This is a genomic window from Marinobacter sp. V34, from assembly GCF_055524115.1.
Map to the genome: position 1 here is coordinate 159,117 of NZ_JBUPZY010000010.1, position 23,578 is coordinate 182,694.

The 23,578-nt window shown below is 57.5% G+C and carries 23 protein-coding genes; 15 read left to right on the forward strand and 8 right to left on the reverse strand.

All coding sequences use genetic code 11. From position 1 onward, the window contains the following. The first annotated feature begins 49 nt into the window (after positions 1–49). The gene (locus AC0B60_RS16485) at positions 50–1,015 is read left to right on the forward strand and encodes an MBL fold metallo-hydrolase (RefSeq protein ID WP_465087004.1); all 966 of its coding nucleotides are present in this window, start codon (positions 50–52) and stop codon (positions 1,013–1,015) included. Between the two features lie 21 nt (positions 1,016–1,036). Here AC0B60_RS16485 and AC0B60_RS16490 read toward each other — a convergent pair whose 3' ends face one another. Further along, positions 1,037–2,053 carry a class I fructose-bisphosphate aldolase gene (locus tag AC0B60_RS16490; RefSeq protein WP_465087005.1) on the reverse strand — a complete coding sequence of 339 codons (1,017 nt, stop codon included), beginning with the start codon at positions 2,051–2,053 and terminating at the stop codon, positions 1,037–1,039. A 271-nt stretch (positions 2,054–2,324) separates the two neighbouring features. On the opposite strand from AC0B60_RS16490, the gene katG reads away from it, so the two are divergent. Together katG and AC0B60_RS16500 are read left to right on the forward strand one after the other, a co-directional pair. Further along, complete coding sequence (katG, locus tag AC0B60_RS16495; protein WP_465087007.1) at positions 2,325–4,538, forward strand: catalase/peroxidase HPI; 2,214 nt, start codon at positions 2,325–2,327, stop codon at positions 4,536–4,538. Positions 4,539–4,637: 99 nt separating this feature from the next. After that, positions 4,638–5,705: an endonuclease/exonuclease/phosphatase family protein gene (locus tag AC0B60_RS16500; protein WP_465087008.1), complete on the forward strand. Its 1,068-nt coding sequence runs from the start codon at positions 4,638–4,640 to the stop codon at positions 5,703–5,705. A 39-nt stretch (positions 5,706–5,744) separates the two neighbouring features. Here the strand turns inward: AC0B60_RS16500 and AC0B60_RS16505 are convergent, their stop codons facing one another. Then, complete coding sequence (locus AC0B60_RS16505; RefSeq protein ID WP_465087009.1) at positions 5,745–6,710, reverse strand: zinc-binding metallopeptidase family protein; 966 nt, start codon at positions 6,708–6,710, stop codon at positions 5,745–5,747. 137 nt (positions 6,711–6,847) lie between these two features. On the opposite strand from AC0B60_RS16505, the gene AC0B60_RS16510 reads away from it, so the two are divergent. Both AC0B60_RS16510 and AC0B60_RS16515 read left to right on the forward strand, forming a co-directional pair. Continuing rightward, on the forward strand, positions 6,848–7,261 hold the full coding sequence (locus AC0B60_RS16510) for a MarR family winged helix-turn-helix transcriptional regulator (protein ID WP_465087010.1): 414 nt from the start codon (positions 6,848–6,850) through the stop codon (positions 7,259–7,261). A gap of 40 nt (positions 7,262–7,301) precedes the next feature. After that, the gene (locus AC0B60_RS16515) at positions 7,302–8,180 is read left to right on the forward strand and encodes an alpha/beta hydrolase family protein (protein ID WP_465087011.1); all 879 of its coding nucleotides are present in this window, start codon (positions 7,302–7,304) and stop codon (positions 8,178–8,180) included. A gap of 29 nt (positions 8,181–8,209) precedes the next feature. Here AC0B60_RS16515 and AC0B60_RS16520 read toward each other — a convergent pair whose 3' ends face one another. Then, a complete protein-coding gene (locus AC0B60_RS16520) occupies positions 8,210–9,502 on the reverse strand; it encodes a cation:proton antiporter (RefSeq protein WP_465087012.1) in 1,293 nt (430 codons plus the stop codon). Between the two features lie 192 nt (positions 9,503–9,694). Then, positions 9,695–10,120: an aspartate/glutamate racemase family protein gene (locus AC0B60_RS16525; protein ID WP_465087013.1), complete on the reverse strand. Its 426-nt coding sequence runs from the start codon at positions 10,118–10,120 to the stop codon at positions 9,695–9,697. Between the two features lie 149 nt (positions 10,121–10,269). Between AC0B60_RS16525 and AC0B60_RS16530 the strand changes: the two genes are divergently transcribed. The 4 genes from AC0B60_RS16530 (at position 10,270) to AC0B60_RS16545 (ending at position 13,591) form a co-directional block, all read left to right on the forward strand. Continuing rightward, positions 10,270–11,181: a pirin family protein gene (locus tag AC0B60_RS16530; protein WP_465087014.1), complete on the forward strand. Its 912-nt coding sequence runs from the start codon at positions 10,270–10,272 to the stop codon at positions 11,179–11,181. A 152-nt stretch (positions 11,182–11,333) separates the two neighbouring features. Further along, the gene (locus AC0B60_RS16535) at positions 11,334–12,146 is read left to right on the forward strand and encodes a DUF1206 domain-containing protein (RefSeq protein ID WP_465087015.1); all 813 of its coding nucleotides are present in this window, start codon (positions 11,334–11,336) and stop codon (positions 12,144–12,146) included. A gap of 18 nt (positions 12,147–12,164) precedes the next feature. Next, a complete protein-coding gene (locus tag AC0B60_RS16540) occupies positions 12,165–12,767 on the forward strand; it encodes a YqaA family protein (RefSeq protein ID WP_465087017.1) in 603 nt (200 codons plus the stop codon). Positions 12,768–13,021: 254 nt separating this feature from the next. Beyond that, the gene (locus AC0B60_RS16545) at positions 13,022–13,591 is read left to right on the forward strand and encodes a LysE family translocator (protein WP_465087075.1); all 570 of its coding nucleotides are present in this window, start codon (positions 13,022–13,024) and stop codon (positions 13,589–13,591) included. Here AC0B60_RS16545 and AC0B60_RS16550 read toward each other — a convergent pair. From AC0B60_RS16550 to AC0B60_RS16565, 4 genes are all read right to left on the reverse strand, one after another. Next, complete coding sequence (locus tag AC0B60_RS16550; RefSeq protein ID WP_465087018.1) at positions 13,550–14,416, reverse strand: helix-turn-helix domain-containing protein; 867 nt, start codon at positions 14,414–14,416, stop codon at positions 13,550–13,552. The two genes, AC0B60_RS16545 and AC0B60_RS16550, sit on opposite strands and share 42 nt — an antisense overlap. A gap of 24 nt (positions 14,417–14,440) precedes the next feature. Continuing rightward, the gene (locus tag AC0B60_RS16555; protein ID WP_305937091.1) at positions 14,441–14,773 is read right to left on the reverse strand and encodes a YnfA family protein; all 333 of its coding nucleotides are present in this window, start codon (positions 14,771–14,773) and stop codon (positions 14,441–14,443) included. Positions 14,774–14,780: 7 nt separating this feature from the next. Continuing rightward, the gene (locus tag AC0B60_RS16560; protein ID WP_465087020.1) at positions 14,781–16,457 is read right to left on the reverse strand and encodes a GMC family oxidoreductase; all 1,677 of its coding nucleotides are present in this window, start codon (positions 16,455–16,457) and stop codon (positions 14,781–14,783) included. 134 nt (positions 16,458–16,591) lie between these two features. Beyond that, positions 16,592–17,551 (reverse strand): LysR family transcriptional regulator, encoded by a 960-nt coding sequence (locus tag AC0B60_RS16565; protein ID WP_465087022.1) that lies wholly within the window; start codon positions 17,549–17,551, stop codon positions 16,592–16,594. Between the two features lie 116 nt (positions 17,552–17,667). Here AC0B60_RS16565 and AC0B60_RS16570 point away from each other — a divergent pair, with 116 nt between their 5' ends. The 6 genes from AC0B60_RS16570 (at position 17,668) to AC0B60_RS16595 (ending at position 23,575) form a co-directional block, all read left to right on the forward strand. After that, positions 17,668–17,916, forward strand: a complete 249-nt coding sequence (locus tag AC0B60_RS16570; RefSeq protein ID WP_465087023.1) for a hypothetical protein — start codon at positions 17,668–17,670, stop codon at positions 17,914–17,916. A 123-nt stretch (positions 17,917–18,039) separates the two neighbouring features. Continuing rightward, entirely contained in the window at positions 18,040–18,414 is a 375-nt protein-coding gene (locus AC0B60_RS16575; RefSeq protein ID WP_465087024.1) for a hypothetical protein, read from the forward strand. Beyond that, on the forward strand, positions 18,380–18,889 hold the full coding sequence (locus AC0B60_RS16580; RefSeq protein WP_465087026.1) for a hypothetical protein: 510 nt from the start codon (positions 18,380–18,382) through the stop codon (positions 18,887–18,889). Before AC0B60_RS16575 ends, AC0B60_RS16580 begins: the two co-directional genes overlap by 35 nt. Before the next feature lie 102 nt (positions 18,890–18,991). After that, entirely contained in the window at positions 18,992–20,158 is a 1,167-nt protein-coding gene (locus AC0B60_RS16585) for a magnesium transporter (protein ID WP_465087027.1), read from the forward strand. Between the two features lie 206 nt (positions 20,159–20,364). Further along, positions 20,365–21,018: an ABC transporter ATP-binding protein gene (locus tag AC0B60_RS16590; protein WP_465087077.1), complete on the forward strand. Its 654-nt coding sequence runs from the start codon at positions 20,365–20,367 to the stop codon at positions 21,016–21,018. Then, positions 21,008–23,575: an ABC transporter permease gene (locus tag AC0B60_RS16595; protein ID WP_465087028.1), complete on the forward strand. Its 2,568-nt coding sequence runs from the start codon at positions 21,008–21,010 to the stop codon at positions 23,573–23,575. The genes AC0B60_RS16590 and AC0B60_RS16595 overlap by 11 nt, the downstream gene beginning before the upstream one ends. The last annotated feature ends 3 nt before the right edge of the window (positions 23,576–23,578 follow it).

Consider the following 23,578-nt stretch of genomic DNA (forward strand, 5'->3'; position numbering starts at 1 on the left):
GAATGCTTCGTATGGTTAGGGTATCGCCAAAAACAGTGGAGAGGGAGAAATGAACATCGCCTGCAAGAGTCTGGTTGCTGCCTTTCTGGCAAGCGCCGTATCGCTGTCGGCTGCGGCCGACACCGTCAACGTTACCCCGCTTGGGAGCCATGACGGCGAATTCTGTGCCATGGACCGGGCGCTCATCTTTGAAGACCCCAATGGCACCCGAATCCTTTACGATGCCGGTCGAACCGTTGCGGGCGCAGATGACCCACGATTGGGCGACATTGATGTGGTATTGGTCTCCCACGTTCACGGGGACCATGTGGGTGACCGACACATCCGAGAGGTCAACCAGGGCAGCTGTGGTGGGCCGGAGGTGCCGGTGGTGGTGCTGCCGGAGTCCAATTCCGTGAACATCACCGCCGCCAAGAAAGCAAAGATCGTAACGGGTAGCGAAATGCCGGCCTTTTTTGCCAGCAAGCTCAAAAGCGTGGAAGGTAATCCAGAGGATTCTCTGTTGGTAAGGTTCGGGGCTGAACGGGTGGTGGGCGGTGTGGCCATCACAACCGTGCCCGCCGTTCACAGCAACGGCCTGTCGCCGAGTTTCCTTACCGGCCCGCTGGCGGAATACCTGAAAGCGGCGGGCGTTGGCGCCAGTGTTGGGCCGCCCACCGGCTACGTGCTCACGTTCACCAATGGCCTGGTGGTGTACCTGTCCGGCGATACCGGTATCACCGCTGAGCAGAAACTGGTTGTCAAAGACCACTACGGCGTGAGCCTTGTCGTTCTCAACATCGGTGACACCTACACCACGGGGCCGGAAGAGGCGGCCTACGTGGTAAATGACCTGATAAAGCCAAATGCGGTGATCGCATCCCACGCCAATGAAGCGGCCACGCAGGATGGCATGGTCCGGGACGGAACGCGCACCAAGCAGTTCATAGGCCTGTCATCAGTGTCCGTTCACGTTCCCTTGAGCGGCAAAACCATGAGCTTTGATGGTACTGCCAACTGCACCGGCGGTTGTTGAAATGGAGGCTGGCCGTGGCGGTCAGCCCTCCATATCAGACGAATACTGCCCCCGGGTGGCAAGGCTATTCAGCTTGGCGCGCTTAACCATTGCCGCCTGGGCGGCTTCGCGGTTGGAGGAAATGCCCGCCCAGGCTTTCTGGGCCGGCTCCTGCAGTGCTCGCCCATAGGAAAAGCTGAGCGTCCAGGGCAAAGCCGGGCCGCTGTTCATGGCGTTCAGGTTCAAGGTCGCTTCAGCCGGTGTCTGGCCACCGGACAGGAAATTGATACCGGGTACCGCTGCCGGCACCACACGCCGGAACACTCTTAACGTGTGTTTTGCTACGTCCTCCGGGCTTGCTTTCTGGCCATTGGCATTGCCGGGCGTCACCATGCTGGGTTTGAGAATCATCGTCTCAAGCTCAACGTGATGGCGTCGCAGGGCTTGAAATACCTCGTTGATAACGGCCTCATTTACTTCTGCGCTACGCTCGATGCTATGGCCGCCGTCGATCAGCACTTCCGGTTCCACAATGGGCACCACACCACAGGACTGGCAGATGGCGGCATAGCGTGCCAATACCTCCGCATTTGCCTCAATCGCGGCGCGACTGGGGTTGGTATCGGTGATGTGGTAAACGTTCCGCCATTTGGCGAACCGTGCACCGAGTTGCTTGTAGTCTTCAAGCCGCTGGGCCAATCCATCCAGGCCCTCGGTAATCTCATCCCCGGGCGCGTTGATCATCGGGCCCTTGCCCTTATCAACCTTGATGCCAGGCACAATGCCCTGTTTTGCTGCCACCGAGGGTAGTGTGGCGCCATCGTCTGCGTGCTGCCGCAGGGTTTCTTCGAACAGGATCACGCCACTGACATACTCTCCCAGCCCCGGCGCGCCAAGAATCAGATTGCGGTAATGTCGTCGGTTTTCCTCGGTGGATTCCACGCCCACCGCCTTGAACCGTTTGGCGATGGTTGGATTGCTTTCGTCCGCCGCCAGAATGCCTTTACCCTCGCAGACCAGTTCACGGATGGTGCTTTCAAGCTGTTCCTGAGTGTTCATCCAAAACTCCCGTCGCTATGCCAGTGAACGTTTATATCTCTGAGTGTTCAGTATAGATCTTCAACAACCAGATCACAGTTATCAACCGGTAACACGCGGGTTATATGGTGATAATCAAAAACTATTACATTGGTACGAAAATACAACCTGAACTAATAGTGAAAAATGGGAGTACATTGACTAGATTGGTAGCTGATTGGTTCAGTTTCTCAGTGCCACAACGATCTATAAAACATCGACAACGATGTTAGCAACCGACGGAGAGAGCGATATGAGCGGTAATGAAGGTAAGTGCCCGGTCATGCACGGCGGTATGACCAAACTAGGGGCCAGCGAACCCGACAATCGGTTCTGGTGGCCAAACCAGCTAAATCTGGGGATTCTGCATCAGCATAATCCCAAGTCTAATCCACTGGGTGAAGATTTTAACTACGCCGAAGAGTTCAAGAAGCTTGATCTCGCTGCGGTGAAACAAGATATCGAGATGGTCCTGACGGACTCTCAGGACTGGTGGCCAGCGGATTATGGTCATTACGGTCCATTCATGATCCGTATGGCGTGGCACAGCGCGGGTACATATCGAACGGGCGATGGCCGCGGTGGTGCCGGCACCGGCAACCAGCGTTTCGCACCCGTCAGCAGTTGGCCAGACAACGGTAACCTGGACAAGGCACGCCGCCTGTTGTGGCCGGTTAAACAGAAGTACGGTAATAAGCTGTCGTGGGCCGATCTGTTCATCCTGACCGGCAATGTGTCCCTTGAATCCATGGGCTTCAAGACCTTTGGCTTTGCCGGCGGCCGTGAAGATATTTTCCAGCCCGAGGAAGACATTTACTGGGGTGCGGAAAAGGAATGGCTGGCCACCAGCGACAAGCCGAACAGCCGTTATTCCGGCGATCGTGACCTGGAAAATCCGCTGGCTGCGGTACAAATGGGGTTGATCTATGTGAACCCGGAAGGCCCGGATGGAAACCCTGATCCGTTGGCTTCGGCACGCGACATTCGCGAAACCTTTGCCCGAATGGCGATGAATGATTACGAAACAGCAGCCCTGACTGCTGGCGGTCATACGTTTGGTAAAACCCACGGTGCCGGCGACCCGGACAAGGTAGGCCCAGAGCCGGAAGCATCCCCTATAGAATCAATGGGCCTTGGCTGGAAGAGCAGCCACAGCAGCGGAAAGGGGCGTGATGCCATTACCAGTGGCCTCGAAGGCGCCTGGACACCGAGCCCTACCACCTGGGATATGAGCTACTTTGACGTGCTGTTTGGTTACGAATGGGAGCTGACCAAGAGCCCGGCTGGTGCTCAGCAGTGGCAGCCAAAAGGATTAGCAGAGAAAGACATGGCGCCCGATTCGGAAGATCCGTCCAAGCGGGTTCCGATCATGATGTCCACCGCCGATATGGCGATGAAGCAGGACCCGGAGTACCGCAAGATTTGCGAACACTTCCACAAGAACCCGGACGAGTTTGCGGACGCCTTTGCCCGCGCCTGGTTTAAGCTGACACATCGGGATATGGGCCCAAAAACCCGCTATCTCGGCCCGGAAGTGCCGGCTGAAGATCTGATCTGGCAAGATCCGGTGCCGGAGGTCGATCACGAGCTGATCAATGCCCAGGACATCGCTGACCTTAAGAGCAAGATTCTGGGCGCTGGCCTGACGGTCTCCGAGTTGGTGTACACAGCCTGGTCTGCCGCGTCGACGTTCCGTGGTTCGGACCTTCGTGGTGGGGCCAACGGAGCCCGCATTCGCCTGGCTCCCCAGAAAGACTGGGAGGTGAACGAACCACAGCAACTGGCGAAGGTGCTGCAGGCCCTTGAAGGCATACAGAAAGCCTTTAACGATGCACAGTCGGGCAACAAGAAGGTTTCCCTGGCGGACCTGATCGTTCTTGGCGGTAATGCCGCGGTCGAGAAAGCTGCCAAGGACGCGGGCCACAGCATCGACGTGCCGTTCGCGCCCGGACGCACCGATGCCACCGATGACCAGACAGACGTAGAAGCCTTCGACTGGCTCAAGCCCGAGGCTGATGGGTTCCGCAACTATCGCCGCGCGGCGTTCATCGTTTCCGACGAGGAAATGTTGGTCGATAAGGCGCAGCTGCTAAACCTGAGCGCACCGCAGATGGCGGTTCTGGTGGGCGGCCTGCGTGTACTGGGTGCCAATTACAAACAATCCAAACACGGCGTGCTGACCAACTCGCCGGGCAAGCTCACGAACGATTTCTTTGTGAACCTGACCGACCTGAACACGGAGTGGAAGCCAACGTCGGCTGATGAGGATGTGTTTGAAGGCAGGGACCGCAAGTCCGGTGATGTTAAATGGACAGGCACCCGGGCGGATCTGGTCTTTGGTTCGAATTCCCAGCTTCGTGCAATTTCCGAGGTGTACGCCCAGGATGACGCCAAGGAGAAGTTTGCGAAGGACTTTGTGGCAGCCTGGAACAAAGTGATGAACGCGGATCGCTTCGATCTGTCGTAAGTGCCGTAGTCGGTGGCCAGCGGATGCAGGGGAGAGATTCTGTGCATCCGTTGGCTTCGTTGTGTAGGTTGATAAGTCGGCAACGTTCAGGAGGCCCGTTTGATTACCTACACATTATTTGTGATAGCGCTGGTGCTTTTCGCCGTCACCGCACTCGGAAGGGTGCGGCTCCACGACTGGTGGATACGTGCCTGTGAGTTTCCCCGTGTTCAGATCGCTGCGCTTATTTCCGTAACCGCGGTCGCTGCATTTGTGTTTGGGGAAGGTGAATTGCGGCTATGGGTGATCGCACTCTGTGGGCTGGTACTGGTGTTGCAGTTGTACCGAATATTGCCCTGGACGCGATTCTGGCCCCTGCAGGTTCAGGCTGCCGAGTCGGGAAATACGGACCGCTGCGTTACGTTAATGGTTGCGAACGTACTGACTCCGAACCGCAACAGCGAAGGCCTGCTCCGTCAGGTGCGGGACTGGCAGCCGGACATGCTGCTGACGCTCGAATCAGACCAGTGGTGGGGTGACCAGCTGGATGCTGAGTTGGAAGACTGGCATACCGTTATCCGTATACCAAAGGACAACCTCTACGGGATGCACCTATACTCCCGCCTGCCTCTGGAGGAGGCAGAGGTAAAGTACCTGATACAGGATGATATTCCTTCCATCCATGGATGGTTGAGGCTGCCCAGTAGTGACCGGGTCCGCTTTCATGCCCTTCATCCACGTCCGCCTGCGCCGAGTGAGAGTGAGGAGTCTCTGTGGCGTGATGCTGAACTGCTACTGGTAGGCCGGGAGGTCGATGAGGGAGGTTATCCTACCATCGTCGCCGGCGACCTGAACGATGTCGCCTGGTCCAGGACTACACGTTTATTCTGTCGTATCAGCGGTATGTTGGATCCGCGGCGTGGCCGGGGTACGTTTAATACCTTCCACGCGGAGCGTTGGTACCTTCGCTGGCCCCTGGATCATGTATTCACCACTGAGCATTTCACTCTCAAACAGCTCCACCGCCTGGATGCTTTTGGATCTGATCATTTCCCCATACTGACAACTCTGTGTTTTCGTCCCTCACGCAAGGATGAGCATGACGTTCCCGAAGCCGACGGAGAAGAAGTCCAGGAAGCCAGGGAAAACATCCACGAAGGCAAAGTCAGAGATCAGGACGATAGCTGATCGGCCGCGTGTCTTTGCGGCCGATGAAGTGGCGCGATCCTAGAGCCCCTGGGCTCCGCGCCTGAGCCAGTCATGAACAAAAGCAAGCTTGTGGCGGGCAAAGTCTGAAAGCACAAAGGGATACAAATCCGACAGGCCCATAGACCGGTTTACATGGTTCACGCCCATGGCGATGGACGCGGCGATATGGATCAATCGCTGGGCATCGGGCTCCGAATAGGGATCCCAGTTCGGGCCTGGTACTTCCGGAGAGGTTAAGCCGGAGGCCACAAAGCTGTCGGTCAGGTCCGTCAGGTGTAGTAAATGGGCAGCAGTCTCAGCCCAGTCTTCATGGGGATGGGCTGAGGCGTAGCTAGTGAGGTAATACAACTTCCAGTCCTGGGGTGGACCATTTTCGTAATGATGCTGAAGTGCGCCCGGATAGCTGATGCGTTCATCACCAAACATCGCCCGGAAGGCATCCAGGAAGTCCTCACGCAAGCTCAGGCGCCACCAGAGCATGTGGGCGATCTCATGGCGCATGTGGCCAATCATCGTTCTGTAGGGTTCTTCCAGAGCCTCCCTGCGGGTGGTGCGCAGAACAGGGTCTGCCTCTGCCACGCTGATGGTGACAACGCCCTGAGCGTGGCCCATTGGCACCGGAGTGGGGCCCTCCGCAAGCATATGGAACACCGGCCGAGCGCCGGGGTCTTCCGGACGAAACCAATGCCAGCGACCCAGATTGTCGATTACCCAGCGTTTGGAGGCTTCGGTTTGCGCCCAGTTGGGGATGGCGTTGGCGATAGACGGGTCCGGTGCCAGCGCCGTCATGGCACAGGCGCGGCAGAAGGCACCTTGTTCTGGTGCGATCCAGTTGCAGCCAATCACGTCCCTGTTAGCGCAGAAGGGTGGCATCGGCAGGAAAGCTCGCGCCTGGGGGTCGTAGGCCACCGGCGTACCGTCAGCGGTGGCAAGATTATCAAACCAGAGAGAGCCGGAGCCGACGGGGTTGGCGAAAACGCGCATAAAGAAAGTCTTCCAGCGGAATGGACTTCGAGTATAGGAATTGACGGCGCAGGATGTCCAACGTCGAATTGACGGACTTGCCAGTTATTTCACATGTGTAGTATTATTATTTCACATGTGAAGTAAATGGCAGGCTAATGGACAAACGTTTTTTCTATCTGCTCAACAAGGCTCGTCATCGGGTATACAAACACGCTGACCAGCGTAGCGAAGAAACGCTGGGAATATCGGTAACCCAGGTGGGAGCTCTGTTGTTGGTTGCTGGCAACGAGGGGTGTCTGCTGAAGGATCTGGCCCGCAGTCTTCATTTGAACAGTTCCGCGTTGACGGGGCTGGCTGGGCGAATGGAGAGTAAAGGCTTATTGGAAAGGCGCACCTGTGACAGGGATGGCCGTGCATCCCGCTTGTATCTCACCGATGTTGGGCGCGAGAAGATAGAGAGCGCCAAACCGCTGATCACGGAATTGAACAACCGCATGACCGACGGTTTCAGTGACGAAGAAGTGACCGTCATCCTTAAGTTCCTCAACCATCTCGCCAACGATTTTTGACGCCAGGGCAAGGTATTCGGCAAGTATCAGGAGAACTATTATGAGTGCCAGGGAATCTTCATTACCGCCAACGAATAGAAAGGATGCGCCTGTCACGACGCTGGGTGGCCATCGAATCCAACTTCGGGTATTTCCTGCGGATCAGTCCAGTTCGGTCGTCATCGTGGCTGGCGCTATGGGTGTGGGGCAGCATTGTTACGAAAAATTTGCACGCTACCTGAGCAGCCAGGGTTTTACTGCTATCACCTTCGACTATTTCGGTATGGGAGCCTCCCTGAACGGCCATCTGCGGGACTGCCCCGTCAAGGTGACTGAATGGGGGAGCGAGGACTGCCGGGCGGTTATAGATTTTGCTCGGCAGCATTACCCAGGGCAGCGTCTTCAATGGATTGGGCACAGCGTCGGCGGCCAGTTGCTGGGCATGACTCCCAACGTGAACGATCTGGATCACGTGGTCACCGTCGCCTGTGGCAGCGGTTATTGGCGTGAGAACTCACCGCCCACCAAACGTATTGCCTGGTTTTTGTGGTATTTCATGGCACCGGTTTGCGTACGGATGGTTGGCTACTTTCCAGGAAAACGCCTCAACATCGTGGGTGACCTACCGCCCAATGTGATACGCCAGTGGCGGCAATGGTGCCTTGATCCCGAATATGCGGTGGGGAAGGAAGGCCAGGCATTGCGTGAACAGTTCGCAGCGGTACAGGTGCCCATTTCCGCCGTCGCCTTCACCGATGACGAAATGATGTCCCGGCGTAATGTCGATTCACTGCACAGTTTCTACACCCGGGCTGAAGTCACCATGCACCGCGTTGATCCAAAAGAAATAGGCTGGCACCGCATAGGCCATCTTGGGTGGTTCCGCGAGCAGTACGAAACGTCGATATGGCGAAATACGTTGCTGCCACTGCTTCGTTAATGGCGCGGCATTACATCCTGGCGGGCACCTCAGTGCTCTGATCTTCGCGCCCGCCAGAATCGGGCGATGGCCGGTTTAACGCTTACGCCATGAACCAGGATCGACAGGGCAACCACTACCAGGGTCAGGTGAATCAACTCCAATGCGATGTCTTTCGGCAACCCATGCTGGATGGCGTACATGAGGTAGTAGAGCGATCCAATACCGCGAACACCAAACCAGCCCGCGAGGTTGCGCAACCGTATCGGCGCTTTGCTGCCGAGCAGGCCCAGATGAACACTTATGGGGCGCGCGACAAAGAACAGGAATGCGGCAAAACCAACAGCGCGCCAACTCCATGAGTCCCAGAACAGGGAACCGCCAATCAGAAGGACAAGAACGATCTCTGCCAGCCTTTCCAGGAGCTCGTTGAAGACCAGTGAGCTCTGATGTATGTGTGCGATCGGCTGGGGCGTCTCGCCTGGATGGGTTTCTCCGGACGTCGGGTCTGAGTAGGATTGTTTGAGGCCTGCCAGCTTCAGTTCCGTATGCCGCAATGCAACCGCCGCACTGAACACAGCCAGGAACCCCCAGGCATTTACCAACAGGCTGATGCCATAGGCAAATGCAATCAGGCCAAGCCCCAGAAAGCTTTCCAGAAATTCCGAGTGGATATATGTCGTACGCAGTTTCTGCACGGTCCACCCCACAAGGCAGCCAGCAGCAATACCGATGACGATCCCCGCGCCACTGGCCCAGACAACATCAATGGCGAACCAGCGCCATCCCGTATTCCCCAGATCATGCAGGCCCAACAGCCCAAGCCCCAGCATGACAAACGGAAAGGCGCTACCGTCGTTCATGCCGGCCTCGCTGGTTAACGCAAACCGCAGCCGGTCTGGATCATCGGCATGTCGAACCTGTACTTCAGTGGCCAGTACAGGGTCCGTGGGAGCCACCACTGCCCCCAGGAGGACGGCGGCGCCAAGCGGCAGTGCCAGCCAGTAATATCCGAAGAGCGTCACGATACCAACCGTCAGCGCCATGGAAACTACGGCGAGTCGCAGGGGATTACGCCAGCGCCTGAATGTCACCGGTGCCGGCATTTTTACGCCCGCACAATACAGCGAAATCAACACGGCGATTTCAGTCAGTAACTCCAGCAGTGCGGATTCTTTCAGCGGATTGAAATGAAACAGGCCAAAGCCCATCGGGCCCACCACGAAACCAATCACTAGATACACAATGGCTGAGGTGACGGGCCCGGTTCTGATGTAGGAAGCTGTAAAGCCAACTACCAGTAGCAGTGAGCCTAGTAGGATAAACCAGGTAGCAGTGGTCATAGGTAACTCATTGATCGAGTGTTGAAGTAGGCGCCCCTCGGTACCTGAGATTCATAACGATGCGCCCTTAGACCGAATTCTGCCAGCCGGGAGCGCTGAGTTTCCTATACGGTTCAGTAATCACGAGTGCGGCTGCAGGCATCGGCAAACTTCCTTAAACAGTTTATCGCTTACCGAGCGCTAGAACCGAGTTCAGTGCTCTGACAGGGCCTGACTAACTGCCTGCGCCGCATGGATCGCCGTTGTGTCGTAGAGCGGAACGGCGGTATCCGCCTGCCGTATCAGCAGGCCAATTTCAGTGCATCCCAGGATCACGGCCTGCGCACCTTGTTCGGACAGAGAGGTGACAATCCGCAGGTAAGCCTCCCGGGATGCCGTCTTTATTTCTCCCCGGCACAGCTCCTCGTAGATCACACGATGAATCTCATCCCGTTGTGTATTATCCGGAGTGATTACCTCAATACCGGCCGCCTCAATTTCTGCGAAATCCACGCTGTAGAGCACCAGTTTGGCGGAATGCAGCCCACCAAGGCGTGATTTCACGCCCTCGTTGATCAACCGGTAATAGGTCTGGGTGGATTCCCAGCTCATGCCGCCAAGCAGCCCAATGGTTTTCATGCGAGTTCCCTCTTTGCGCGATGATTATTCCTGTAAATAGTGCCTTACCTTTATCGGGTACTGGAAGATATAAAGGCACTCTGAATGGTATAAACTCAATTATGCCAACCACAGAGCTGCTGCAGTTTATACATTGAAGGAACGCTGCCATGAGTAACGTACTGGAGTCTGCCGAACAACGCTGTGATGCCATCGATGCACCCTGCAATGCGATTGAAACCATATTGAAGCCCCGCATCACGGACCTCGGGGGATTCTCCGTGCGCCGCCTGCTGCCAACTGCAAAACGGAAAATGGTCGGCCCCTGGATATTTTTTGATGAAATGGGCCCGGCGGATTTCCCGGCGGGCCAGGGCATCAACGTACGCCCACATCCCCACATCGGTATCGCGACCGTAACCTATCTGTTCGAGGGCGAAATCCTGCACCGGGATTCTGTAGGCAGCCTGCAGCCCATCCGCCCCGGCGACGTTAACCTGATGGTGGCTGGCCGCGGCATCACCCATTCTGAACGTGAGTGCCCCAGCATCACCGTAGAGGATCACCGGCTGCATGGCCTGCAACTCTGGCTGGCGCTGCCGGAAGAACACGAAGAAACCGAGCCGGCTTTCCACCATTATCCGAGTGATGCTATCCCGGCCATTACCGTCCAGGATGTGCCCGTGAGAGTAATGATCGGCAGCGCCTACGGTGTGGCTTCCCCGGTAAAGAAGTTCAGCGAAACCCTGTACTTGGAAGCCATGCTCAAGGCCGGCCAGACCCTTGAACTGCCTGACGCGCACGAACGTGCCGTATACGTTGCCCAGGGCGCGCTGACAGCTCACGGCTCTGAGCTACCGACCCACAGTATGACGGTGTTTGCCCGCGAACCGGGCGTTACTGTCACCGCTACGGAAGACACCCGCATCGCGGTGATCGGAGGTGAACCGGTGGGCCGACGGTTTATTGAGTGGAACTTCGTATCGTCCCGGAAAGAACGTATCGAACAGGCCAAGGACGATTGGCGGGCAGGGCGGTTCGATAAGGTGGTGGGGGACGAGGCGGAATTTATTCCGTATTAGTTGAGTCTTTTTGCGCCTCTTTGCGTTACCCGACACTCCGGAGAATTCTCAACTATAGTGGGCCCTGTTGTTCGGTGTGAGTAGAGGCGCTGGCTACTGGGAGATCACGCATCTGAGTGACGCCACTACCCGTTCGTAAACAGGGGATTGTCATGGCAACAAATGGTCGCAAGCCAGATCACCGCGACGCAATCGACGTCTTGGCTCGGGCAGGCTATGCGTCGAGAGGTGTTGTCTATCTTCTGATAGGCGGGCTGGCTGCTCTGGCTGCGTTTGGGCAGGGCGGACAGACTACGAATAGCCGTGGTGCTCTGGAGCGCCTTATGATGGCGCCCTTGGGTGACGTCCTTATCGGGATCATGGTTGCTGGTCTTCTGGGATTCGCCCTCTGGCGCTGCATCCAGGCGATCAAGGATACCGATCATCACGGTGTCGATGCCAAGGGTGTTGTCATCCGTTCCGCCCTCCTGATAAGCGCCACAACTCATACCATGCTCGCGTTCTTTGCGGTCAGCCTGATTCTCCCCCTGGTCGGTTCATCCGACGGCTCCGGAAGTGGGGCCAAGGAAGCCGTTGCCTGGCTCATGAGTCAGTCCTTTGGCCGTTGGCTGGTGGCGGCGGTAGGGTGCTTACTTTTGGGAGCGGGGGCGGCCCATGCGGTCAAGGCAGTGAAAACGAAGTTTGACCGCCATTTCCGGATGCCAACGAAAATTCAGTACTGGGCCTATCCCCTCTGCCGTTTTGGCCTGATGATCCGTGGACTGGTATTTGTGCTCGTCGGGAGCTTTTTCATTATGGCGGCTTACCAGGTGGATCCCGGTGAAGCTGGCGGAATAGCAGAAGTTTTCAGTACGCTACGGAGCCAGGCGTTTGGCCAGTTCCTGCTAGTGTTGGTCGCCTTCGGGTTGTTTGCTTTTGGCATCTACAGCATGCTGGAGGCGGTATACCGCCGCATCAATCCCTAGACCAGAGAGCTTGGCACCATGAGCTTCAAATCGAGACGGGTACAGCAGTGGTTTCAACGAATCAACGGTTCTCGCCACATGATGTGGCTTTTGGCAGTGGTGTCCTTCCTGGAAACCATTATTGTACCGATACCCATTGAAGTGATTCTCATCCCTCTTATGGCAATCAACCGGGACCGGATCTGGCGGTTGGCCGCGGCAACCACACTTGGCTGCCTGGCAGCGGCATTGGTGGGCTATGGGGTGGGCATGGCATTGTATCAGTCTGTAGGCGCCTGGTTCATTGAAAGCATGGGAATGCAGAGTGGCTACCAGGCTTTTCAGTCCTTCTTCGATCAATACGGGTTTGTAGCCATACTTGCCCTCGGGATAGTGCCCATTCCCTTCCAGATCGCCATGATCACTGCGGGCGTTTCCGGCTACCCCATTCACCTGTTTGTGCTGGCTGCTCTGATCGCCCGCGGTATCCGCTATTACGGGCTGGCATGGTTGATTCTGCGCTTCGGCCGTCGGGCGGAACATGTATGGCGCCGTCATGCGGTGACTGCCAGTCTTGCTGCCGCTGGAATTCTGGTTGCCCTTTCGTTGGGGTTGCAGGCGCTGGCGGACAGAATAATATAGGACAGCGATTTCCTTGCCCGGTTATGGTTGAATGGAATCAGGTTAGGTACTCAGGTTTTGATCTGCACAACCATCAATGACCGGAGTAACGATCATGAGTGAGGATGTGCTTTTCTTTGAACAGCTCAAGCCCGATGGCACCTGGACCCCGCGCAAACCTCAATTTTGTTCAATACCCGTTCCACCGTTCAGGGCACACTCCGCCCATAACCTGAACGGAGAACACCATCGTGAGCCTTTCGCTGATTCTGCCCATGTCTGCCTTTGCCCTGGCAGCGTCCATCTCCCCCGGCCCGGTCAACCTCGTGTGTCTGAGCAGTGGCACCCGTTATCCGGTGGCGCGGGGGCTGATCTTTGTTACCGGGGCAACGCTGGGCTTCATTGCATTGTTCATTGCCGTCGGGTTGGGGCTCTACTCGCTGCTGACCATGGTGCCGATGCTGGAAACGTTGCTGCGGTGGTCCGGTGTGGCCTTCCTGCTCTACCTGAGCGTGAAACTGGCCATGGACAGCGGCCAACTGCCAGAGAACGGTACCGATAAGGCTCCTGGCTTCGGCACGGGGGCGGTGATGCAGTGGCTGAATCCCAAAGCCTGGCTGGCCTCGGCATCTGGTATCGGCGCCTTTACCAGTGCAAACGATCTGAACCAGGTCCTGCTGTTTGCTTCGCTTTACCTGCCTATCTGCTGGCTGTCTTTGGCATGCTGGGTATATGCGGGTGCCTTCCTTCGGCGATACGTTCAGCGGCCAGTGGTGCTGGTGACCATCAACCGCACTCTGGCTCTACTGCTTGCAATCAGTTGCCTGTATCTGGTGATCGGTTGAGGGCTGTCGATACTGATTCGGCGTCGCCGCCATCAGCCGCTTGAACGTGCGCTGAAAATGAGGCTGGTCGGCAAAACCTGCGTTTAATGCCGCCTCGGCAATAGGAATGCCGTTGGCGAGCTCAAGGCGCCCTTGCTGGATGCGGCGATTGATCAGGTAGGCGTGGGGAGTCAGGCCGAAATACTGCCTGAACGCACGAATCAGATGGCCCGCGCTGTGGCCGGAAACTTCGCAGAGCGTATCCAGTGATACGTCTTCTGCCATATGGTTATCCAGATAGCGTGCCAGCGCAGTCAACGTATCCGGTGCCCTTGGTTGCTGAACCATTGGTTGCAGGGCTAACTCATGCATCAGGTCCGACAGGAACTCCACTACCTCGGTCTGCTTGTCCAGCAGGTCACGCTGAGCATCCAGAAGACACTCCGCCATGCGGCAGTAGCGTTCATACCAGATTGGGGCCGATAGGGTTGCGGTGGTAATGTCCTGCCACCGGGGGCCCGGCAACAGCCCGGCCCGGAACCGCAGATCCGTCAGCCATCCGGTATCCACATATAGCATCAGGTAAGCCCAGGGCTGGTTATCGATGGGGTTGCAGGAATGAACCCACTCCGGATTCATCAGCACCAGATCACCGGCGCGGACATGGAAAAGATCTTCCCGATACCGATAGGTACTTTCGCCTCCGGTAATGGCGCCAAGGGACCATTGAGTATGGCTGTGAGGGGCATAGCAGACTTTGCGTCCGTCGTTGACCTTGCGTAACTCCACATGGGGCAGGCGGGCGTCGCGCCAGAAAATGGGGTTGCTCTCAGTGGTTTTGGTCATGCCTGGGATCCTGTTCGCAATGAGTTATGTGCCTCTGGGCGCAAACATAATGATGGCCATACCCGCTAAAGCCACCGCTGTACCCACCAGATCCCAGACCGTTGGCCGAACCCCATCCACCGCCCACAACCAAAGAATAGCCATAAAGATATAAACACCGCCATAGGCTGCGTACACCCGGCCTGCGGCTGTCGGATGCAGTGATAACAACCAGGCAAAGGCCGCCAAGCTCAGGGCGCCGGGGATCAATAGCCAGATGGTCTTGCCTTCTCGCAGCCATAGATAGGGCAGGTAGCAGCCAACAATTTCAGCCAGGGCGGTAACAAGAAAGAGGCCGACGGTTTTCAGTTCTGGCAACACGCTATTAATTCCCGTTCAGTATCCAATCGGCGGCTTTCTCCGCAATCATAAGAGTGGGGGAGTTGGTATTGCCGCTGGTGATGGTAGGCATTATGCCTGCGTCCACCACCCGTAATCCACGGACCCCTCTTACCCGCAGGTGGGAATCCACCACGGCCATCTCATCATCTGCCCGGCCCATGCGGGTGGTACCAACGGGATGAAAGATCGTTGTGCCGATGTCGCCGGCCAGGCGGGCGAGTTCGTCATCAGTCTGGTATTCAACGCCGGGCTTGAACTCCTCCGGTTGATATTTCGCGAACGCTTCCTGCTGCGCAATGCGACGTGTCACTCGCAGAGAGTCGGCAGCCACCTTACGATCTTCCTCTGTGTTCAGGTAATTCGGGGCGATGGACGGCGCTTCCCGGGCGTCGCGACTGCGAATTCGAACCGTGCCCCGACTGCTTGGATTGAGGTTGCACACACTGGCTGTGATCGCCGGGAACGTATGCAGTGGTTGGCCGAAAGCATCCAGGCTCAGTGGCTGTACGTGGTACTGGATGTTTGCGTAGTCGTACTCGTCAGAACTGCGGGTAAAGGCGCACAGCTGCGACGGTGCCATACTCATGGGCCCTGAGCGTTTGGCCAGATATTCCAGACCAATCTGCGCCTTGCCGAACAGGGAGTGGATCATGGTGTTGAGGGTTTTGGCACCGTGGAGCTTGTAGACCGAACGGATCTGCAAATGGTCCTGCAGGTTTTCGCCGACGCCCGGCAAATCTGCTACTACCGGAATATTAAGCTGTTCAAGATGATCAGCAGGGCCGATGCCCGAAAGCTGCAACAGTTGCGGCGAGCCAATCGAACCTGCTGACAGGATCACTTCCTTCGCCGCCAGAGCCAGGGTTTCATCCCCATTCGTCTTTGCGACTCGAACCCCCGAGCAACGGGGCTGATCGCCGTCTTCGGGGCTCATACTCAGTGCCAGAACCTGGGTGGAGTGCCACACAGTGAGGTTGCCGCGGCTGGCGGCACTGCGAAGGAACGCCTTCGACGTATTCCAGCGCCAGCCAGAGCGCTGGTTCACCTCGAAGTAATCGACACCTTCGTTGTCGCCCCGATTAAAATCGTAAGTGCGTGGCACGCCTGCCTGCACGGCCGCCTCGGCGAAGTCTTCCAATACTTGCCATTTCAGGCGCTGATGTTCGATGCGCCACTCGCCGCCATGGCCGTGGAATTTTCTGTGGTCAGCGTCGGCATTGCCGCCTTCGTCAAGCCGGTAGTGGTCCTCATGGCGCATGAAATACGGCAGACAGTTGTCCCAGTTCCAGGCATCGTCGCCGGTCACTTCCGCCCAATGGTTGTAATCCCGAGCCTGGCCGCGAATGTAGAGCATGCCATTGATGCTGGAGCAGCCCCCCAGGGTCTTGCCCCGCGGATAGATCAGCGAACGCCCGTTCAACCCGGGAACCGCATCAGTGCGAAAACGCCAGTCAGTGCGAGGATTATCGATGCAGTATAGGTAGCCGACAGGAATGTGAATCCAGTGATAGGTATCTTTTCCTCCGGCCTCAATCAGCAGAACCCGGTTATCCGAATTGGCGCTGAGACGGTTTGCCAGAAGACAGCCGGCCGTCCCAGCTCCGACAATTATGTAGTCAAATTCCTGCCTCGATCCCTGAGCTTTGTTATTTTTGGACATGCTCAACCCTCTTGATTATGGGAGGAGTATTCGTGATTGGCAGCGCTCAGGCAAGGGTACGGGATGGTTATTGGCCACAGCGGGCTACTTGCCGTGGCCGGTGACTTCATCATGGATGACACCAGCGTAGCTGTTTATCGTAAACGACGCCCGGCCAGGCGTTCTTTTTGCGCCCGGACGGCCTCCGTCAGAAAATCCATCAGCGCATGGATCCTTACCACGCCTCGTAAGTCCGGATGCATCAGAAACCACAGGCCGTATCCCAGCTCGGGGATGGGGTCGGTGAGCTGGACGATGTCGGGGTCTTCATCTGCGAGATAGCAGGGGATCACGGCCAGCCCCATGCGGGAACGAATGGCGCTGAGGATACTGACCAGCGTATCCACACGGTAAACACAGGCCTGTTTCAGCGCGTGGTTATCCATCCACTGGTCCACGGATGAATCCTGTAGGCGTGGTCCGTCGCCAATCCAGGGCTCATTGGCAAGGACCTCGATGGGGGTGCCGGGTGACAGGCCCAGGTCTTTGTGCGCGTAGACGGCCTGGCCGATGGTGGTCAGCGGCCTGCCTATCAGGTTCTCCGGTGGGCGGTTGGACGGGCGAATTGCTACGTCTGCCTCACGGCGTGTGAGGTTGAACAACTGGTTGGACACGGCTACGTCCAACACAATGCCAGGGTATTTGTGCCGGAACTGCGTGAACAAAGGTGCCAGCACGCCCATTAGCAGCGAATCCGTCGTAGTGGTCCAGATCTCTCCACTGGGCTCAAGGTCACGGCCGGCCACTTTGCGTTCGGCGGCCAGGGCCGCCTCGTCCATGACCTTCGCCGTGTCTGCGAGCTCTTCCCCTGCCAGCGTCGGCCGATAACCTGTACGACCTCTCTCAAAGAGAGTCACCCCAAGACGCTGTTCAACATCGCCCAGTCGCCGGAATACCGTAGCGTGGCTCACGCCCAATGCCCGTGAGGCGCCTGACAGCGAGCCCGCCGTCGCAATGGCGAGTACCAACTCAAAGTCATTCCACGCCAGATTGCTCCGTGTTCTCTGTACCGCAACGGAGGATTTTTCGGGTTGTTTTCCTGTTCGTTTTTGCAAAGTCTGTTCTCGATTCTAGGGAATAGTTTGCAGTTTAGAACAAGTTTAGCATGTACCTGAACTCATATGACAACCAGTGCGCTCCGTCACAAGGCGCGGCGTGGGAGGACAGAGACATGTTGAACTCAGAAGCGGTGACATACCTTCGAGGCCGAAATCTGCTGGTACGCGGCGATAATGATGATGCACCAGGCTTGCGCGTTGGCGCGTCTGCAGAGAGTTCCATACCGGCCAGATACCAGAATGGCCGGGGAGGCATTAACGTTGAACAGGTGAGGCGGGATCAGCGTCAGGCCCGGCAAGAGCTTGTCCGGGCAATGATACGACGCCTGGGAAGCTGGCGGGCTGAGACGCCCCGATTTTGAGTAGTGCGTCAGTCCTTTATCCCGTGACTTACAACTACCCCGTGGCTAGCTCCGACCAGGTGCCTGGACTATGCTTTAAAGGCATGCCCCGGCTTTCCGGGTCAATTGGTCTGGAGGCCAACCATGATAGCGAGTCACCTTGCTGTAGTGACGTTATCGTTTCTATTGCTGGCGCTACAGGCCGACATCGTGGATGCATCCCCCCTTGAGGATGGGCCACAGCGCAGGTTGATCATTGCGACGATTCCTGACAATCCGCTGAGCCAGGTTGGTATGCCGCTGCTTGAGCAGATATACCAGAAGGTGGGGGTAGCTGTGGAATTTCGCCCCATTCCGCCCGCTCGCGCAACAAACATGCTTATGCGCGGACAGCTTGATGGCGTGCTTGCGCGTTTTGAAGGGTTTGAGCGGCAGGCCATCGGCGCAATCGCAGGCCATCGGCGCAATCAAAGTACCTGTGTCTTTGACAGCAATCAGTCTGGTCGCCTTTGCCCGTGAGGATCAGGTGGCACGCCTGCGGAGCGGTAAAGGGAGACCGGTCAGAGTTGGGCTGTTGAGGGGATTGTCGGTGGGGGTGGCGCTCGAAGACTTCAGTGAACCGATGCTGGCAAACACGACTGAACAGCTGATGGAACTACTTCAGCATAGGCGCATTGATGTGGCAATCGACGTTGACGCGGTCGGTGCCTATTTTATCCGCGATAAAGGTCTGGAAGATATCAGGATTGTCTCCCGGCCGCTGCGGACCCTACCGGTTTATCACTACCTTCAGTCGAAACACCGCAACCTGCTGCCAGAACTCACAGGGGTGATGCAGGAACTCAAAGAGCAAGGGCTGCTTGATGCACCCCATCAAGTCTTTCTTGAGCGGTTGGGAATTGACTCACTGACGCTGCCAGCGGATCAGTTGATGGTGCCGGAGGATCTGATGGTTGAGCGATTGAACAGGAACCGCTTGTTAGCACAGCCCTGAAATCGTTGGCGAGCCGGACGGATGCGGCACGTGGATCATCTGCGGCGGCCGCGCGAACTAGCCGGTATAGCCAGATAACAAGCACTGATACCGGAGCGCAAAATGACCCAGAATATGGAATTGATCGAGCGGATTGAGCGTATACGCGATCTCAATCCACTGGATGCCGCTGAAGAGCTGATTCAGTCACCCGTAGACGATATTCAGTTCATTCTATCGCGATTACCTGCAGAACAGGCACAGGTCATAGCTTCACACCTGGGAGATCTGTCAGCACCGGAAGAGGCAGCTACCCGTGCAGTGCTATCCGGCATGGAAGAAACCGTCGGCGAACTGATGACGCCGGTCACAGCAACGCTACCGGACAGCTATACCGTGGCGGAGGCACTGACCTTCATGGTTAAAAGCGCCGATGTTTCCGAAATCAGCTACATATTTGTGACTGACAATGATTGCCTGGTGGGCGTGGTAGGCATGCGGGACCTGATCCTGGCCAAGCCCTCCGAGGCCTTGTCTGCCATCATGGTGCGAGAACCGTTTGCGTTCCAGGAAGGTACGCTGGTGAAAGATGCGGTCAGTGAAGTGCTTTACCGACACTACCGCATGTACCCGGTGGTGGACGAGCAGCAGTATGTGGTGGGCGAGGTGCGGGGTTGGAAACTCTATGAGCGCATCGCATCAGAACTAAGCGCCCAGGCCGGTTCCCAGTACGGTGTGGCGAAGGAAGAACAGATCAACACACCGGTTCTGGCGGCTTTCCGCATGCGCCACCCCTGGCTGCAAGTGAATCTGATTACCGCCTTCGTGGTTGGCATGTTCGAAAGCACCATCGCGCAGATTGTTGCTTTGGCGGCCTTCCTGCCTGTCCTTGCCGGACAAAGTGGCAACACCGGCTGTCAGGCGCTGGCGATAACCCTGCGGGGGATTACCCTGGGTCAAATCAATGACTATCCGATCAGGCGATTGCTGCGCAAGGAAATTCTACTGGGCGCTCTTAATGGGGCTGCCGTAGGGGTCATTGCCGGCATCGCCATGTTTGCTTACGCCTTGTCCACCGATTCCGCCAACCCGGCCATGCTCGGCCTTGTTATCTTCATTGCCATGGTTGGCGCCTGCATGGGTAGCGGTATCTTCGGGGTAGCAGTGCCGTTAGCGCTGAAACGTTTTGGCGCCGATCCGGCGACCGCGAGCAGCATCTTTTTGACAACATTCACCGACATTATTGGTATGGGGCTGATGCTCTTTCTTGCAACGTCGTTGGTGTTGTGAACGGGCAGCAATCCGAACGGCGTCCTCAAATCGTTGAACGAACCAGGTCAAAGCCTGTCTGAACCGTTTCTGGCAGTGTGCCAGCCTGGAACACTGCTCGCACTGTCATCCATTTTTTAAGAGCTTGCGGCGGCCAGCGGTACTGGCAATCGCCGTAGGAGCAACATTGATCTAAAAAAGGTGCCTCTGTGTCGACCAGCGTTCAAATGAACGATATTAACCTCGTTTATCCAACGGAATCCGGTACCGTTGCAGTGCTCAACGATGCATCCCTCAAGATCCCGCCTGGCGACACACTGGCCATCACCGGTCCGTCTGGCAGTGGAAAAACCTCACTTCTTCTACTGCTGTCCGGCCTCCAACGCCCGACCAGCGGCGAGATACTGGTAGGCAGTCAGCGCCTGGGGGACATGGATGCCAACACGCTGGCCGACTGGCGCAGCGAGCACCTTGGCATCATCTTCCAATCCTTCCATCTGCTGCCGGGACTGACCGCGCTGGGTAACGTCAGCTTGCCCTTGGAAATCGCAGGGCAGGGCAACGCACGAGAGCAGGCGCTTGCCATGCTCGACGCGGTTGGCTTGAGCCACCGGCTGCAGCATTATCCTGGGCAACTGTCTGGCGGCGAACAACAGCGTGTCGCCATTGCCAGGGCACTGGTCCACCAACCGAGCTTGCTGCTGGGCGATGAGCCGACAGGCAACCTGGACCACGCAACCGGCGAGAAAGTGCTCTCGTTGCTCTTTGATCTTCACAAGGAAAGCAAATCCACACTGGTGCTGGTCACCCACGACGAACGTGTCGCGGAGCGCTGCCAGCACCGGGTGCGGATGGATGGTGGGCGCCTGTATGAAGCGTAGTGCCTCGACGAAACCGCTATGGATGCTCAAATTCGCGATCACCGATCTACGGTCACGCATTTCCGCGCTCAAGGTTTTTCTCGCGTGCCTCATCCTCGGCGTCACCCTGGTGGCGGCCACGGCCAGCCTCTACCGGGTGATTGAACAGAGCCTGCTGGCGGATACCCGTATGCTGTTGGGTGGCGACGTGGAGCTGGATGCCAGCGAGCCGCTACCGGACGATGTGATCGAATGGGTGAGTCGCACCGGGACCCTATCCCTGGTTCGGGAGTTCGACACCATCGTCAGTGGCGAAAGCGGCGACGGCTTCTTCCGCGCCGAAATCCTGATTCCGGATGCGGCCTATCCGCTCTATGGCGAGTTACAGCTGACGCCGGGCCAGTCACGTGCGGAGTTAACCGCACGCAAAGATGGCCTGTGGGGCGCCGTGATCGACCCTTTGCTGGCGGAGCGCCTGGGCCAGACCATCGGTGACCAGATAGAGATCGGCGCAGCCACGTTTCGTATCAGCGGCCTGATTCAGAAACAGCCGGACCGCCGCCTGAGCGCCAACTGGCGCGGCCTGCCCATCATGATTTCCGAGCAGGCGGTGGAAGCAACGGAACTGATCCGGCCAGGCAGCCGCGTGGACTACGAATACCGGGTGAAGACCGACCAAAACCTGGATGTGTGGTTAGCTGACTTCGAACAGGCGTTCCCAGAGCCGAACTGGGACACCACCACCTTCGCAGAGCGTAGCGAACGCATCGCCGAACGGCTGGACCAGATTGCCACAGCGCTCATCCTGATTGCGTTCACCACGCTGTTTATTGGCGGCCTGGGCGTTGCCAACAGCATTCACGCCTACCTGGACGAAAAACTGGGCACCATTGCCACCCTGCAGACTCTGGGCCTGCGCCGAAAACCATTGGTCGCCATCTACCTGTTGCAGATCGGCCTGTTGGGCAGCCTTGCCGGCCTGATCGGTGGCGGAATCGGATTGGGGTTTTCCGCCGTGGCCATATCCCTGGCCGGCGATGCCTATGAGCTGTCCGGGCCAGACGGGGCAGGGGGCTGGTTATCGCTGTGGTTTGTCCCCTTGCTGCTGAGCTGGCTGTTTGCGGTACTCACGGCCTACGTCTTCGCGCTGCCGGCACTGGCCAGAGCTCTCGCGGCATCACCGGCGGGGCTTTTCCGGGGCCAGGTACAGGCTGCAAGTAACGAACCCCGCACGTGGAGAATCGCGAGCTATTTACTGCTAGCGGTATATATTGCCGCCACACTTTTCTGGTTGCCGTCACCGCAACTTGGGTTTCTGTTCCTGCTGGCGGTTGTCGTGCTCTGGGCATTACTGGAAGGACTGATCAAAGGGGTAAGACGCGGTGCCAAAGCACTGGAAAACGGTGGCTTTGCGGGCCGCAAGTTTTCCCGGCGGCTGGCGCTGGCCAACCTTCACCGGCCGGATTCGCCACTGCGCGCAACGCTGCTATCGCTGGGCACCGCCTTGACTCTGGTAGTTGCCTGCACTCTGATGGTCACCACGCTCCTGAGGGCGCTGGAAACCACCATACCCGCGGAGTCACCGGCGTTGATTCTGTATGAGGTGTTCCCGGACCAAATGGGCTCTCTTGAGGATGGCCTTGCCTCTCTCGATCCCTCAAGTAATGTAGAACTCCTTCCACTGGTTCGGGCCCGCATGGCAACCATCAACGAAGAGTCCATCGCAGATGCTCTGGCTGACGACCCAAGAGCCCGCCGCGAAGCCATGGGGGATGAATACAAACTCACGTATCTGGCCGGCAACCCGGAAGGCCTCGAACTGGTGGAGGGCAGTTGGTGGTCGTCACCTGCGCCTGCAGGCCGGCCAGCCTATATGGCCATGGAGGACAGGGAAGCCAACCAGCTTGGCTTGGGGATTGGCGACCAGATAGAGTTTACCGCCGAGGACCAGCCAATCACCGTCGAAATCCGTGCCATCTACCGTCAGAAAGGCCTGCAGACCCGGTTCTGGTTTGAAGGCATTCTTCAGGAAGGTGCTCTGAAAGGGTTGATCGGTCGATATGTAGGTGCTGTTTATCAGAGCGATGAGGCTGCGAGGGACTCCCAGCAGTGGCTGGCCAGAAACATCCCCAACGTGATCACGCTACGCACGGCCGATTGGCTGGAAACCGCCGGTGAACTGCTCAACAAAGCGGCGGCCGGCCTCGCAGCGGTTGCCTCCGTCAGCCTGCTGGCAAGCCTGCTAGTACTCTCCAGCGTGGTCAGCGTCAGCCGCAGGCGACAACTCTACGAAGCCAACCTGCTGCATTGCCTCGGTGCCAGGCACCAGGCGATTCGAAACTCCATGTTGCTGGAAACCGGTTTGCTGACCTTGCTGGCGACGGTGTTTGCCACGGGGCTGGGTTCGCTGATCGCTCTGCCAGTGGCGGACCTGGCGCTGAAACTGCCAGCGGGAGATTTGTGGTGGATTGGCGCGCTGGTGGCCGGCGTCGTCAGCGCGCTGGCTTTGCTGGGAGGGTTGCTGCCTACGTTGAGGGCGATGCGGCTTAACCCGGCGCTCTTGCTTCGGGATAGTTGAGTA